The 14,050-nt window shown below is 57.2% G+C and carries 19 protein-coding genes; all 19 read right to left on the reverse strand.

What is annotated here, in order from left to right; translation table 11 throughout:
- Position 1: 1 nt before the first annotated feature.
- Positions 2-502, reverse strand: a complete 501-nt coding sequence (locus IPH59_08695) for a hypothetical protein (GenBank protein ID MBK7091784.1) — start codon at positions 500-502, stop codon at positions 2-4.
- A 19-nt stretch (positions 503-521) separates the two neighbouring features.
- Positions 522-1,130 carry a hypothetical protein gene (locus tag IPH59_08700; GenBank protein ID MBK7091785.1) on the reverse strand — a complete coding sequence of 203 codons (609 nt, stop codon included), beginning with the start codon at positions 1,128-1,130 and terminating at the stop codon, positions 522-524.
- 89 nt (positions 1,131-1,219) lie between these two features.
- A complete protein-coding gene (locus tag IPH59_08705) occupies positions 1,220-3,286 on the reverse strand; it encodes an AAA family ATPase (GenBank protein ID MBK7091786.1) in 2,067 nt (688 codons plus the stop codon).
- On the reverse strand, positions 3,283-4,398 hold the full coding sequence (locus tag IPH59_08710; protein ID MBK7091787.1) for a metallophosphoesterase: 1,116 nt from the start codon (positions 4,396-4,398) through the stop codon (positions 3,283-3,285). The genes IPH59_08705 and IPH59_08710 overlap by 4 nt, the downstream gene beginning before the upstream one ends.
- Positions 4,399-4,524: 126 nt before the next feature.
- Positions 4,525-5,379: a hypothetical protein gene (locus IPH59_08715; protein ID MBK7091788.1), complete on the reverse strand. Its 855-nt coding sequence runs from the start codon at positions 5,377-5,379 to the stop codon at positions 4,525-4,527.
- Positions 5,376-5,891 carry a hypothetical protein gene (locus tag IPH59_08720; protein MBK7091789.1) on the reverse strand — a complete coding sequence of 172 codons (516 nt, stop codon included), beginning with the start codon at positions 5,889-5,891 and terminating at the stop codon, positions 5,376-5,378. The genes IPH59_08715 and IPH59_08720 overlap by 4 nt, the downstream gene beginning before the upstream one ends.
- Positions 5,888-6,475, reverse strand: a complete 588-nt coding sequence (locus tag IPH59_08725) for a hypothetical protein (protein MBK7091790.1) — start codon at positions 6,473-6,475, stop codon at positions 5,888-5,890. The genes IPH59_08720 and IPH59_08725 overlap by 4 nt, the downstream gene beginning before the upstream one ends.
- On the reverse strand, positions 6,472-7,425 hold the full coding sequence (locus IPH59_08730; protein MBK7091791.1) for a hypothetical protein: 954 nt from the start codon (positions 7,423-7,425) through the stop codon (positions 6,472-6,474). The genes IPH59_08725 and IPH59_08730 overlap by 4 nt, the downstream gene beginning before the upstream one ends.
- A gap of 5 nt (positions 7,426-7,430) precedes the next feature.
- Positions 7,431-8,519 carry a Flp pilus assembly complex ATPase component TadA gene (gene tadA, locus IPH59_08735; GenBank protein MBK7091792.1) on the reverse strand — a complete coding sequence of 363 codons (1,089 nt, stop codon included), beginning with the start codon at positions 8,517-8,519 and terminating at the stop codon, positions 7,431-7,433.
- 7 nt (positions 8,520-8,526) lie between these two features.
- Positions 8,527-9,243 (reverse strand): hypothetical protein, encoded by a 717-nt coding sequence (locus IPH59_08740; protein MBK7091793.1) that lies wholly within the window; start codon positions 9,241-9,243, stop codon positions 8,527-8,529.
- A gap of 2 nt (positions 9,244-9,245) precedes the next feature.
- Positions 9,246-9,722 carry a hypothetical protein gene (locus IPH59_08745; protein MBK7091794.1) on the reverse strand — a complete coding sequence of 159 codons (477 nt, stop codon included), beginning with the start codon at positions 9,720-9,722 and terminating at the stop codon, positions 9,246-9,248.
- An 85-nt stretch (positions 9,723-9,807) separates the two neighbouring features.
- Positions 9,808-10,605 carry a Flp pilus assembly complex ATPase component TadA gene (tadA, locus tag IPH59_08750; GenBank protein MBK7091795.1) on the reverse strand — a complete coding sequence of 266 codons (798 nt, stop codon included), beginning with the start codon at positions 10,603-10,605 and terminating at the stop codon, positions 9,808-9,810.
- The gene (locus IPH59_08755) at positions 10,606-10,962 is read right to left on the reverse strand and encodes a hypothetical protein (GenBank protein MBK7091796.1); all 357 of its coding nucleotides are present in this window, start codon (positions 10,960-10,962) and stop codon (positions 10,606-10,608) included.
- On the reverse strand, positions 10,934-11,194 hold the full coding sequence (locus tag IPH59_08760) for a hypothetical protein (protein MBK7091797.1): 261 nt from the start codon (positions 11,192-11,194) through the stop codon (positions 10,934-10,936). The genes IPH59_08755 and IPH59_08760 overlap by 29 nt, the downstream gene beginning before the upstream one ends.
- Positions 11,191-11,385 (reverse strand): hypothetical protein, encoded by a 195-nt coding sequence (locus IPH59_08765; protein ID MBK7091798.1) that lies wholly within the window; start codon positions 11,383-11,385, stop codon positions 11,191-11,193. Before IPH59_08765 ends, IPH59_08760 begins: the two co-directional genes overlap by 4 nt.
- On the reverse strand, positions 11,340-11,513 hold the full coding sequence (locus IPH59_08770) for a hypothetical protein (protein MBK7091799.1): 174 nt from the start codon (positions 11,511-11,513) through the stop codon (positions 11,340-11,342). Before IPH59_08770 ends, IPH59_08765 begins: the two co-directional genes overlap by 46 nt.
- Complete coding sequence (locus IPH59_08775; GenBank protein ID MBK7091800.1) at positions 11,494-12,498, reverse strand: hypothetical protein; 1,005 nt, start codon at positions 12,496-12,498, stop codon at positions 11,494-11,496. The genes IPH59_08770 and IPH59_08775 overlap by 20 nt, the downstream gene beginning before the upstream one ends.
- Before the next feature lie 4 nt (positions 12,499-12,502).
- Positions 12,503-13,258 (reverse strand): hypothetical protein, encoded by a 756-nt coding sequence (locus tag IPH59_08780; protein MBK7091801.1) that lies wholly within the window; start codon positions 13,256-13,258, stop codon positions 12,503-12,505.
- 23 nt (positions 13,259-13,281) lie between these two features.
- Positions 13,282-14,043, reverse strand: coding sequence for a hypothetical protein (locus tag IPH59_08785; GenBank protein MBK7091802.1), 762 nt, complete (start codon positions 14,041-14,043; stop codon positions 13,282-13,284).
- Positions 14,044-14,050: the final 7 nt, after the last annotated feature.

Raw genomic sequence — 14,050 nt, forward strand, 5'->3', positions numbered from 1 at the left:
TTCAGAAGCCGTAACGGGTGTAAGCCTCGTGCGAGTACTTGAGTTTCACGAAATCCGGATGGCGATCCCACTGACAGGCACCGCGGCGATCCTCGATGCATTCGAAGACGCCGCTTTTCCAGATGAGAAACCATTCACCGTGACAGAGGATGCGGATGCAGGCCCGGTCGCCGTCGAATCGCGTCGCTTTGGTGACGTAACCGCACGCTTCGCTCACCTTTACCAAGTGTTCGTAGGCTTGCGTGACCGTCCACCGAGCGTTGACCTCAGCTTCTCCCTGGCCGGAAATCACGATGTTGCGCTTGCCTTCGACCTGCAATTGGTGCTCGCGCTCCATTGCCTCGCCGAATGTGGCGCGCTGGTGGTTGCGGTAGAGGTACGGTTTGCCACTCGGCCATGGACCGGATTTGTCAGTCAGACAGCCGTCGCACTTTTCATGCGTGGCCAGATAAAGACACGTCTCGCAACTGATCGGGACTTTTTCTTTGAGGTCGTCAGCCATAAACAGTCGTCGGCCGAGTTCAGGAAGCGGTGGTTTTCTCAGAATCGCCCGGAGCGTAGTTTTCCGTGGACACAATGGCAGCCTCGGCCAACCCACCACTCGATCCTTTGTTATCCAATTCGATGACCGCCGAGGTCGTGTTCCGCCAACCCGGCTGGTGATCGATGATCAGACATTGTTCGATGCCGTAATGACTGATGTTCTCCTTGAGCTTGTCGAAGAACGGCATCAGCAAATCTAGGTTGGCCTCGTCGATGTGCGTGCTGGGTTCGTCCAGGATCAACACATGAACGCGCGGGAGAATCATTCGTTGCAGCGCAATGCGGAACGCGATGCCCACCAGACTGGAATAACCGCCCCCGAGTGCCAGCGCCGAACTGGCCTGGGTATTCCGATCCTCCACCAGGATCTCCAAGTCCGCGCCCAAGTGCAGCTTGACCGGCAATTCCATCTCAGTGAGCAGAAGATTGGTTTGGTTGAGCGCCTCATGAAAAAAGCTGGTGAGAAACTTCAGCGGCCCGTTGTCGTAAGAGAGAAATTTGCTGACGGCCTCCAGATCGGTCACATTTCGCGTCTGCTGGTCGAAACTTTCCTTGTGTGCGCGCAATTCGTTCAATTGCTGGCGCAACTGGCCGCCTTGTTGTTGGAGCAGTTCCGTCTCCGCGCGTAACTGCTGAATTTGGCCGATCGCCTTTGAAGTTCGGCAATCCTTTCTTTCTAGAATGATCCCCAGACGAGACTCGTGAGTTTCTGGCTGGCGGAAGCGATCCCGCTCTTCAGAGCTTCCACGTTGCGGAGTTTCTCAAAGCGGTTGGTCCAGTCGCCGCTCGCCTTTTGAAACGCGTCCTGTGCCTGATTCAACTCTTCTTCCTGACCCCGGCAAAGCTCAGTGTAATCGGTGTCGTTTCGGTAATCCTCCGGTTTGGCTTTGAGGCCGTGTTCCAACTCGCCGAGCTGCCCTTGGATCATCTCGGCTTGCTGTTTGAGCCGGGCGCGTTTCCTGGCATTTTCGTGCGCTGTCGTCTGCTTCCCCAGCAGTTCGCGTATTCGCACGCTTCCCTGTTCGATTTCATGGGCCAGTCGAGCGTCTTCGGCCGCACGCCCTTGCTCTGCCGGTGACTCGGATACGATTTTCTCGCGCAGAGCATTTGCCTCCTTAGTCGGCGGAGTCAGGGCCGCTGTGACCTTCTGGTAGCCCGCGAGCACAATCTGAATCTGGCCATCCTCACTTTCCGGAAGTTGGAAAGCCGCCATCTGGGCGTTCAACTCCCGGCGCTTCCCGGCGCAGGCCGTTTCGTCTTGTTGAATCTGCTGGCGCAGTTTCGGAATTTCCGTTTGAGCCTGAGTCCATCGTTGGTACTCCGCCGCGGCTTGCGGGGATTTCTTCAGGTCGGCTTGCAGCTCTTTCGCCAACGCGTTGAGTTCGTCGCGGCGCTGAACCAGGGCAGGCTTTTCCCAGGCACGCTGGCAGAGCGGACATTGTTCCGTGGCAACGGTGGCGTGGCGATGAAGGCTGACGAGTTCCTGCAGCTTTGCCTCACTGGCCTTGCATGCCTTTAGCACTGCTGGCGACGGAGGCCGAACCTGCTCATACTGCGCCAGTCGTTCCTTCTGCTGGCTCAAGGCATGTTCCTGTGCCAGGAGTTGATGACTTGCGGTGTGAAGCTGGGATATATGGTCGAGCGTCAGCCGGTACCAATTCGGGCTGTGTTTGAGTTCCGAGACGGTCTTCTGACTTTCGACGATGATTTTCTCCAGCTTCCCGAGTTCGCTGCGGAGTTGTTCCAGCGCCTGGCGAGCGCGGGCGATTTCATTCCTGCGATTGATCTTTTTCTGGAGCGTGTCGCTGCTCTCCTGAATCTGTTCAGTGTAATTGGTGCTGTCCTCTGGTGTTCCCGCCAACTCCTCTTGCGTGCGGCTCAGTTCTCGCCGCGCTTTCTCGACTTTTTGATGCTGCAGAGCAATCTGACTTCGCGCCAGTGCCGCACGAATGGTTTGAATCCGTTTTTGCAGCTCATCCAAATCCGGCAGCGGTTGCGAGATCCCTGCCTGTGTCTGGGCGAGTTTTCCCTGCTTGGCGGTGAGTTCTTTTTCGGCGCTCTCACGGAGCGTTTTGATCTCCTGGAGGCTGTTGAGTTCGCGTTGCAACTCCTCCGCTGGCGGCAAGGCCGCAGCGGTGACCTTCTTCTCTTCGGTCCGCCTTTCAAGCTGCTGCAGTTTGCCTTCGACATCGTGCATCAGTGGACTTGGGTCGAGGACGGTCGGGTAAGCGCGAACGAATTTATTGAGGGTTGCCTGCTTTTGCAGGAATCCTTTGAACCCGCAAATCTCAATGAACTTGGTCAGCCGCTCCTTGCCGCGCTCTTTGAGGAGACTGGCGATTTGTCCCTGGGGCGCGATGAACAATTCCAGGAGGGTTTCCTGGCGACCGAACCATTCCTGAAGCTGCCTTTGGATTTCGTCCGCGTTGGTCAGCGTTTTGTCCGCGAATTCCAGCTTGGCTCGGGTTTGGCGCGGCTTGATCTCTCGCGAAATGGTGAACTGCGTCCGCTCGTGGGTCAGAGCCGTGAGTCGCAGAGATGCCTGCTTCGCTCCGTACTGGATCGCCGATGCATCGCCGAATTCGCTCCGTCCCAAGGCGAGCACCCGGCCGATTGCCCGGACGAGGTTGCTCTTGCCGGAATTGTTTGGCCCGCTCAACAGGATGATCGGTTCGTCCGGGAACGTCAGGTCCAACCGCGAATGCTGACACCAATGCTGCAATTCAAGTCGGAGGAGTTTCATGCGGGCTTTTCGGGGAGCGCCAGCAACCCGGACAAAGTTTGGTCAAAAGGGTCTTGCGTGAGAACCACGGCGAGGAGTTGGAGTTGGCGTTCGGTGAGTTCCTTCTGTGCAATCTCCAAAATGTCGGCTTCCTTCATGTCTTGCAGCGGCTTGGCCATGCCTCGCGACAGGGGCACTTCGGAAAACACGAGAAGTTTCTCGCGCCAGCGAGGCAAATGTGGTTTGAGATTCGCGCGAAGCCTTTCGGGATAGTGCAACGCGAGTATTCCTCCCGGATGTTTCTCAACCCACTGATCCACGGATTGAACAGCCAGTTCGGCGTCCTCTTCCGGGCTGATCACCCGTTTCAAGTAAGGCCGGTTCGGCAGGTCGACGGTTTCCCAATTCTTTCCATGCTCCCGGCCAGGATAAAATCGGAGATACTTTTTGACCGGGTCGTAACGTCCGCCGAAGCGATCACTGACGATGTTGCCTTCGGAGATTTCTGTCATCTCAGTCGAGCCGCCGTACACGAACCAGTTATTCCCGACTGGATCGTGAAAATCGGTGTACGTGTGCAGATTCCCCATAAACACCGTGCAGTTCTTCAACCCCAGCCCCCTCAATTCCTCGGCGCTGAAATCGTACTCTGGCTCGGGCACGTGAATCGCCCAAGCCATCAGCTCCAAGAGCCGGCCATGCAGGAAAAGGCAGCGAGTGTTCTCCGGCAACTGCTTGATTTTCTCGTAGAGCGTTTCCCGCGGTTGAAACGAAAGAAATGCCGCGGCGATTTCGCCGAGGTTTACAATCCGGCCGTTGGCGTTGATTTCAGGGCCGACGGTGTCCAGCCACGAGGCGTCGCTGCCGTCGTGGTTGCCGTCAATCGCCAGGAATGCCTTTCCAGCGTTGCGGAGTCGTTGAGCGATGTTCTGGAGTTGGATCTGATATTTCGGCAGCAGGCTCTTCCTGTGAAACGTGTCGCCGGTAAGGATGACTGCCAGGCACTTTGGATTCGTGCAACCTTCCCGTAGAATCGCTTCGATGCACTGTTGATTGTCCTGGTGGCGAATCGGCAAACCGTATTGCGCGCGCTCCAAGTGGAGGTCGCCCGTCACGATGTAGTACCGATCCACGATGATGAGTTTGGCGCTGTTCGAGCCATAACCGTCGACCGGAGAGGAAGCAGATTGCGGGCGTTAAGAATTGAAACACCGTATTAAGCGGGAACGCGAAACCAGAGGGAGGAGTTCCGCCTTGCGCTACGACTTGTTGCCTGGCGATTTTGCTGGCGCGTTCAACTCGATCCTTTTGGATGCCCCATTCACCGCCGGAATGGCTGGCTTCTGGTCTGGCTGGGCCGGCGTTGCGGGCGACTTGTCAAGTGGCGCCGGAGTCGTCGTGTCCGGTTTGGCGGGGGTGCTCCTGCCTCTTGGCCGCGAGAAGGTCCTTGGCGCATTGGCTTCCGTGCTGATTCTTTCCCCGGCTTTGGTGATGCGCACATGCAGGTCCTTGAGAGAATCCTGGATTTCAAATGGCCGCAATTCCTCCTCTTTGATCGGGTAGGTCGCGTTGTCAGGGATGAAGATTGCCAGTGTCTGGCTGTTGGTCTGGATAGTGCCCATGAACCAAAGCTGCTCGCTGCCGAGCGCAATCGAACTCTCTTCTATCTGCTCCTCGGTGGTGACCGTCTGCTCGTCAAGTTTCTCGGGCAGCGCGCGGAGGACATACACGTCTTTCGTGATTTTTGTCTCCAACTTACTGCCTTGAACGTGCGCTCCTTCTGTGGTCTTGGTGATGAAGGCGTAGGTCTGCAAAAATCCATGCTCGTCCGACATTTTGCTGAACCCGAGCACTTGCATCTGTTCCACGCGCTCAGGAGCGTAGGCGGGGGTGTCATTCGCCTCGAAACGGAATGGATTTCTCGCGCTGGCCCATTCGGTCTTCAACTCCGCGCCTTTCAGAATGGGAGTTTCGTCGGTTGTGGTGGCCTTCGCTGTTTGTGCGTTGCGACTCGCGCTCGCCTCGTTGGGAGTTGAAGCCAGCATTATATCTTGCGCAGCGACGAGTGCGGGCGCCAGCAGCAGTGCGAGCGCAGTTGGAATGGAGTTTTTCATCTGCTTTGCATTTGAGGCAAACGCACGGTCAGGGTGGCGACAACATCCTCATCCGGTTTGTTGGGGCTGGGCTTCATGACCAACGAACTGAGTTCGACGAATTGGAATGTGTTCCACAGGTCGGTCAGCAACTGGCCGAGCGTGTTGTATTGCGCGACAAAGCTGAAGCTGGTCTCCTTGGAATCGAGCTGGACCGTCCGGAAGCTGTAGATGGAGTACTTGCCATTGTTGATGAGGCCCTGGATCGAGTCCAAACCGGTTTGGTCGATGTTCCTTTGAAATATCTCGTTGGCTTTCTGTTTCTCCGGCATGTTCTGGAACTCTCCGAGCTTCGACTGCAAGCCCGCCTTTTCGGCGAGCAACTCGTCCTTGTGCCTGATAATGCGTCCCCATTTGCCGGAGAGCGGCTTCAGGATGTGCGATCCAGCAACCCAAGGCGCAATGGCGACGAGCGCCAGAAACAAGATCGCTGCCATGGCAGCCAGTTGAGCTCGAATGCCGTTGGATTTCATTGCTTCTTGAGTTGTATCGCGAACGCGGTGTACTCGTTCTTGGGATTGGGCCTCTGGTTGGCCGGCAATTCCTGGTATTTGGGTGTTTCCTCGCCAGCCTGAATGATTTGATAATCCGACGGCGGCGCGGGGTTCTGCACGACGCCGTCCGCGATGGCTTTTTCGAGTGCCAGACGCACGTTCACCCGGTCGTTCGCCTGCTGCAACGTGATGTAATGCGCGCGTTGCGCGCGGCCTACCAGAGCGGGCAGCCAGCCCAGCAGTGGACCTGGCCGCGGGACGGTTCGTTGCCGGTATTTGAATTGTTCGTAATTGTTCTGGGTGCGCCGGTTCTCCATGAGCTGCTCGTTCAACGTGGCGATCTCGCGCGTGGTTGTTTCCGAGATGCGCAAGGCCTGCACCTTCAACTGGTAGAGTTTGAAAAAGGCGTAACCCTCTTTTAATAGCAGCCCCATCCCGAACAGGGTGCAGACATAGAGAAGGATGAAGAGGTACTTCATCCAGCCCGGAAGCCGGAGAAGGGGCGCGTCCGGCTCGGGCTGGAGGTCGATGATGACGGGCAGTTTCAGATTACGCGGATTCATGCTTGGATTTGCGAGTGAGACTCGCGAATGATTCCCAAGTCAGGTTCGGGATAAGGCTGCACCTGGCTTTCGATGTGGTCGCTCGCCCACGCCAAGGGCTTGGTGTTTCTTTGAATGCTCTCCAAACCACCGAAGGCCGGATCCTGGCGGTCGTGATAGACGTAAATGTTGGCGACCTCGGAAGCCGCCTTGCCGGAGACGATCTGCAGGGTGGTGTCAATTTCCTTGCTCAAGGCGTTGAGAGTGGGTCTGGTCCCAGTACCGCCGCGCTGCGTTTCGGCAATCAGACGGCTGCGGACGGTGACGATTTCGCCCTTGTGCCAGCCCATGAAAACGATGAGCTTCTGGGTGTAATAAACGAGGACGCCGGGATTGTCCCAATCCAGCGGCAGGGTGGAGACGTAAGCCAGCACGGCCGTTGGATAATGGAAGACGCTCACCACCTCGTAACCCCAGTGGCGAAACTTCTCGATGGGCTGGGCGATTCGTTCCTTCTCGACCGCATTCAGGCAGACTCGCCCTCCCGCTTGGGACAGAAAATACTTCATCTGCTTCTCGAAGGTCCGGCCAACCTCCGCCTCCAGATTGGTGGCAAACGCGCGCTCAACTTCGCGAAGTTTGTGATCGGCAGGGTAGATTTTGATGTTGGAGAACGGCGTGTTGATGCCCAGAAGCAGGTATTTTGCCCCGGCGGTTTCGTTGAGCATCTCGCCGACCCACGTTGTATCCATTTCGGCGGTTTGAAAGTTTTCGCAGAAAGCGGCGTGTGGCTGGCCAAGATGCAGCTTTTTGTTTTTCAGACGCGCCTTTGCGTATTTGATGTGCTGATGGCCCAGGATCACGACGGTAAATTCGTGGCCGCCAACCTTTCGGCTGAAGTGAGTCAAGGGATCGTCGCTGCGAGCGATGAACGCCTTAAAAGAAAGAATGCTGCAGATGCTGTTGATCATGGTGGTTACGTTCCGAGGGCGATGATCTCCTTTTTGACTTCGCCGTCGATTTGGCCCTGGCGATGGAGAATCTCCGCGGCCTTCTGCCAGTTTTGCATGCCGAAGTCGTTGTGGCCTGATTCGATGGCGCGGCGCACCCCTTGCAGGTCTCTCTGTTTGATGTAGGAGGCCACGCTGTCATTTGTCAGCAGAATCTCGCGTGCGGCCACCCGTCCTCCCTCCCGGCCTTTGACCAGGATTTGGCACAGGATGGCCTTGAGGCTGGTCGAGAGCACGTTCCAGACGCTGGGCTGTTCGGCGGACGGAAACAGGTTGACGAACCGTTCAATCGACTGTGCCGCGTTGGACGTGTGCAGGGTGCCGAAGACAACATGTCCGGATTCGGAGGCCCGCAAGGCGATGTCGGCCGTTTCGTGATCGCGAATCTCGCCGACGAGAATCGTGTCGGGGTTCTGGCGCAGAGCCGCCCGCAACCCGAAGGCAAATGTGTTTACCGAAATGCCGACTTCGCGTTGAGAGATGTCGGAGCGTCCGTGCTTCAGGATGTACTCGACCGGCTGCTCGAGGGTGATGATGTGTTCGCGAAAAGTGTCGGCGCGATGCTGGAGGAGCGCGGCCAGTGTGGTTGACTTTCCCTGACCTGTCTTGCCACAGACCAACACCAAACCCTGTTTGAACGCTTCAACGGTCTGCACGGTGCGCGCATCCAGTTGAATTTCATCCGGGGTGGGAATGTGATCGTTCAACGGCCGCAACGCGATTCGTGCCGTCTGCCGCAAGGCCTCGGGATCGAGAACACGATAAAAATTGAACCGGTAACGTTTCTTGTGGCAAGTGAGGGCGCCGTCCACCGATCCTTCCGGGTAGATTTCCATCCGGGTGATGGAGCCCTTGATCACCGTCTCGCCGGCTTGGTTCAAAAAGGCGACGAGCGCGTTTTCGTCCGGCGCGATGATGGAGGTGGGACAGACTTCGCCGTTCGCGCGAACATGGATGGTTTTCCCGGCGCAGACATAAATGTCGCTGACCTTGCGCTCGACTAGTTGGTTGAGCACACCGGCCAATTGCTCGGGACTCTGAATCTGATCTGCCATCGTTCCATTATAGTGACCTCTGCGACTTCTGTTGCAGCAGGCGATGGATTTCCCCGGCCAGAACATTCATCAGACGGGTCACGTCTTCCGGTGTGAGTAGCGGCTCGTTTGCCTTCTGCGGGGCGTTACCTGGGGCGAGGGGCGCGGTCGCCTTCGGGAGATCAGCGCTTTTGGTTCCAGGCGGCATCACGATTGGCGTTGCGTCAGCGTGCCCGCGCAATGTTGGGATCGAAGTCGATGATAGAGGAATGGCGGCCTTGGCAGGCGATGGTTTTAGCACGTAGCCGGCCGACACAGTGTCTTTCTGCTCAGCCGGCTTCACCCTGTTCAGCAACTCCCTCAGACACGCCGGGCTGGCCAGCACGAACTTGACCTGGGAACATGGCTGGAAGTAACCGAGCAAAACCTCGGCGGTAATGGGGTCCCAAGGACAACTGCTGATGACGACGAGCGTTTCCCCGCGCCGGGCCAGGGGAACAATTTGATAATCCCGAAGGGCATCGGTTTCGAGTTCTGCCGCAAGAGGGCGGCAGTCGGAAAGCAAGGCATCGGTCAGGTCTTCGGTTTCGATGATTGGAACGCCCAGCACATAGGCCAGCGCGGCCATAAACTCGGCCTCGTTGACACTCTGTTTATCCAGGGTGGCAGGGCTCGCGCCGCGCCGCTCGGCGATGGCTTGATACACGTCGGCCAGAGTCTGATTTGGAATGTCGGCGGCGTTCATCGCTAGGCGAATTGCAGGAGGGCTTTTCGGATGCGTTCCGGCTCACTCAGGACGACGATTGGAAAGGGAGGCTTACGACTGGCGAGCTTCTGCCAGATGGCGGTTGGGCCTTCTCCGTCATACTGGTTGCAACCGCAAAGCACGAGCAAGGTTTCGCTGGCTTTGATCGGCACGAGGAAATGCTTGAAGCAGATCGCCTTGATTTCCTGGTTGGCGCGCAGGTGCGGCGCGAGTTCCGGCAGGGGCCAATAGGAGATTCGGCTGGTTTTGAGAACGTGATAGAAGATGGCTTCGGCGCGTGCCGGCGTTCCGGCCAGTTCCATGCAGAACAACAGCATCGGTGTGATGGGGCGTTGCGCCGCCGCGTCCTGTTGTGTCCTGTGGTCGTACTCGGACGCCAATGTTTCTTTGGTGGCCTCGGTCGCCAGATTGAAGCAGGCAATCAATTCCATGAATTGTTTGCGCGATGGTGTGTTCATCTTGCGTAATCCTTAAACGTAACGCTCCAACAGCCATTTTCGGAGTTGGCCTCGCTTGGTCCGACAGCGTTGTGGTCGCCTCCTTTCATTCCAGGGCCTTCAAGGCAGCAGCGACTTCCTCATGGATTTCTCCTTTCCGTGCGAGCTCATCCAGGCAGCTGTTCCAATCGATGCCTCCTCCGGCGCTGATCAGCTCCCGAATTCTCACGGGCGGCACACTTTGGTTGTTGAGATGATAGAGCAGTTGCGCGAGGTCCTTGGTTCGGAATAGCACTTCGTAACCCAGGACCCGCCGTGGGTCCTGCTCCGTTGCGTTCCTGGCTGGGATCAGGTTTTGCGCGACGATACACAGAAGGTTGTTGGCAAGCATCTGCGCCACCAAACGAGAATCGGTTCCGGCCTGGGCCAGAATGCGATCAATGGCCTGGTACGCGGAGGACGCGTGCATGGTGCCGATGATCAAATGGCCGGTTTCGGCGGCGGTGATGACCGTGCGCATGGTTTCCGCATCGCGGATTTCGCCAATGGCAATGACCTCCGGTTTCATGCGCAGCGCATCCATCAGCCCTTTGGAATAACTGGCGCAGTCGACCCCAACGCTGCGCTGAGTCACCATCGAGTAGGCGGACTGCTGCTTGTGCAAACGGGGAGCAAACAGAAACTCGACCGGATCCTCAAGCGTCACCACGTGGTAGGGGTTCGCGTCGATCAGATGCTGGATGACGGCAGCCAAAGTGGTGGACTTGCCGGCGCCGGTGGGGCCGGTGATCAGGATCAGTCCCTTGGTTTGTTGCAGCGTCTGGACGAGTTTGTCGTAGTGTTTTTGCTGGAGACCAAGCTTGTCCAGGTCAAGCAGGTTTCGATCAAGCACCCGGACGGTCAACTACGGCCCGCTCAAGGTGCTGACCAGGATGGCGCGGTAGCGGCATTCTCTTTGGATCTGGTCGAGCGCCGAGGAGAGGGTGCCGGAGAAATGATATGACTCCTTGTTGGCAATACAGTTCCTGGCTTCTTCAAAGCGTGAATTGAGCAGGAACTGGAGGACCACGTCCATTTTGTCCTGGTCGATCACGGGCGCTCCAGTCACTTCGGTGAAAAAGCCCTGGCGGCGGATAAACGGTTTGCGGCCCAGGGCGATGTAGTAGTCGTTGACGTCCGACGTGATGACCAGATTGAGGATGCCGCGGGCCTGGTCTGCGGCCTGATCCACCTCAAGGTTTCTGGGGAGCATGGTGATCATGGTTGTGGTTTGCAGGTGCGGGCTTGCCAACGGGTGTCGCTGTCTTGGGTTTCTCCACCAGGATCGGGATGCCTACAACCGTGGTGCGTCCGTCCGCCAGGTACACCGTTACTCGCTTGTGGCCGATCGCGACCAGATCCATGCTGCGTTTCTTCCCGTCCCACAGTTTGACGGGCTCGGCCCGCACGATGGGCGCAGCCAAAAGCACAGCGAGGCAGATCAGAGTTTTCATAATTCGTTCAGCACCGCTCGCAACTTCTCCCGATAATCCTCCTGCACCTTTGGGTCGGGGCGAAACGCGTTGGTGACGGCCAAACCGAAGACGGCAATCACGCGCCCGCTGCCGTCAATCACCTCTTCGCCGATGAGTTGGTTTGTCAGCGGCCGGACGAGGAAGGTCTTGCCCAGCGACCCCGTTTCCACGCTTCTGTCACCAGCCCGACGGCGTCGCGCGCGGCGACATTGTAGAGGCGGAAGCGGCCGACGCGAATCTGGTGGAACACCTGCATCGGCGTTCCTTCATAATTGATTTCAATGTTTGCAGCTTCCATTGGACATCCGGGAACTGAGATAAGCGAAGAAGGCATTCAGGAGTTGCTTGAGATCGGCAGGCAAAGCTCCGTACTGCATGCGCGCGTAACCACTCGGCTCGTTCTGAACCTGCTCGTCAGTGCATAATCCCTGTTCAGTGATTCGGATGCGCAACGGCAGATACGTGATCTCGCGGGTCTTGCCGGAGATGTAGAGATTTTTTCGCGAACGGCGGATCGGCACGACCACCTCGCCGCATTGGACCTGTTGGAGATGGCGAATAAGGTTCGCCTCGGCTTTGTTACGGTGGATGGACCGGGCGACCTCGATGGGCCGGGCTTGTCCGTAAAGGGCGGTTTCCAATCCCTGGACGGTTCGGTGCAGGAGATACATTCGAACCTGTGGCGTCGTATGCACCTGCATGTAGGGCTGGCCTTGAGACTGTGACGGGCTGATGAAAAGTCGCTGGTCGGTGACCCGGATTTCTACCGCTCCCTTCGCCGTTTGCAGGTCGAGCGTGTCCAGCTCGGGATATTGTGCCAACAGTTGCTGATATTTTTGCTGAAGCGTTTCGAGATGGCGGAACATTCCGTAACTCCCCGGCTCGGTGCGCAAGCCGGCCACGTCATCCAACGTCGAGTTCAGGATCTCCGGTGACGACGGTAATTGCGGACTCTCTAATCGCGCTCCGTGCGATTCCTCGACTGGTATTAGGGTTAGTATGTGGGCTGCTCCTTGCTGAAGACGCTCTTCGTCGAGGCACTGCAAAGTTTGCATGAGGTTGTAAATGTGGTAAGCGGGCGCTCCATGCAGATCGGTGACACGTGGACATCCATATAGGGCTACGCCACAGAGATTGCTTTTGGCGAGCTGAGGAATCCCGTCGGACACCGCCACGGTGACGATCTGATTGCCAAAAATAAATTGGGTCGGCTCGAGGTCAGGATTTTCGTCGAGCAGTCTTTGCAGTTCCGTTCGGAGGCGCTGTTCGATATCAGCACTCATAATTTCAGTTTAGTGCGCGTGCGGTTCGGCGCGTACTCCCTTGCAAAGATTCCTCAACCAGCTTCTCCACGTCCCTGACGCCATAAGGCGGGAGGGCCACCACGTTGGTGTGCAGCCGATGGTCATGATAGTTGAACACGACGTAAGTACCCGGTTCGGTGGGAGTGCAGTAAATCGCCTGGGTGGGTCGTTGGAGGTAGAGATCAAACGGGACGCGGGCATCGGACAATTGCATCCGTGGAGGCCATCCAAAGCGGTTGGTCAAATTTCGCAACTCAAGGATGATCCGGTCTGTTTCTTCAAAGGGCTTGGGGCTGGAAAAGGAAGCCATCTGCGCAACCTGATAGCGCCGGTAGACTTCCTGCCAGAAATTCTCCCTCACCGTGAGTTGAGCACCCTGGTCGGAGCCCCGGGACGACGCCAGCACGACGCTGTTGATTTGGCCCTCGGAATCCTCAACCAGGATGAACAGGTCGAACCAGGGATTATAGAGCACGTCTGGCTGAACCGGCAAGGATCCCATGACGAGGTACGGCACGAAGACAGGTGAATAGAGACTTTGAATCTCATGTAGCAGTTGCAGTCCATGCGGGGTAAACGCCTCTTCAGGCGGGTGGTAAAGACTCAGGATTTCGTGGCGATAGAGCCTTTGCGCGGCCTTGCTGTATGCCGACTTGAGCTGTTGGCTGGTTAGCGTTGTCGGGGCGGGCCACAGCCAAATGAACAGGATCAATGCAGCGAGGACGGCGCTTATCGCCATCAGGATTCGCCACGCCCATTTTTTTATTCTTCCAGGTGATTTGTAGCGCATTGGATTGTTGGTTGTTCGTCCAGGACTTGCGGAGCAGCCAGATCGAGACGAAAGCTCAGGTCATAGCCCATGCGAATCATCAGTTCGCGGATTTCCGCGGGGTTGATATGAGGTGACATCTGATGTTGAAGGATCAATTTCATCAGCCTCCCGCTGATCCGCGCATTCTCCTGGTCGCGCGCGAGCCGGTCCGGATTGGCCGGGACCAAAGGCCAATTCTCCGCGCTGCCAAACTGGTCGCGAATCCAAAGCAGCTCCTGCAGATAGCCGGGCGGGACCGACGCGTTTGGTTTCCGCTCCGACAGATGGTTCAAATAGCAGAGATGTTGCAGCGCCTGGCTGACGGGCGAGGTCAACCTCAAAGGGTTCTTTTCCCACCTCCGCAAGATCACCTGCCGGGCTTCCTTGAAGCTCTTCTCGATTTTGTCGTGAAAGATGCCGCGCAGACAGAGATTGATGCGCCAGTCCTCACAAATGTTGTAGAGGATGAACCGATAATCGTCGGCTTCGAGAAAGTGAGTGGCAATCGAATGCAACCCTTCGTGGGCCGCCATGAACGGCCAGCAGGGCGGGCCGAAATCCCGGCTGCCCTCGCCGACATATAGAATTGACGGAAGCCGGCCGGGCTGTGAGTCCACGCCCCAGGTGTTGAAATCGGGCAAGCTCTGGATCTCCTTCAAATTGTGCTCCGGGATGAGGCACGCCAGCCGCAGGATTGTGTCGCTCGTGATCATGCGTTTG

Source organism: bacterium, from assembly GCA_016708315.1.
GTDB lineage: Bacteria > Zixibacteria > MSB-5A5 > CAIYYT01 > CAIYYT01 > JADJGC01.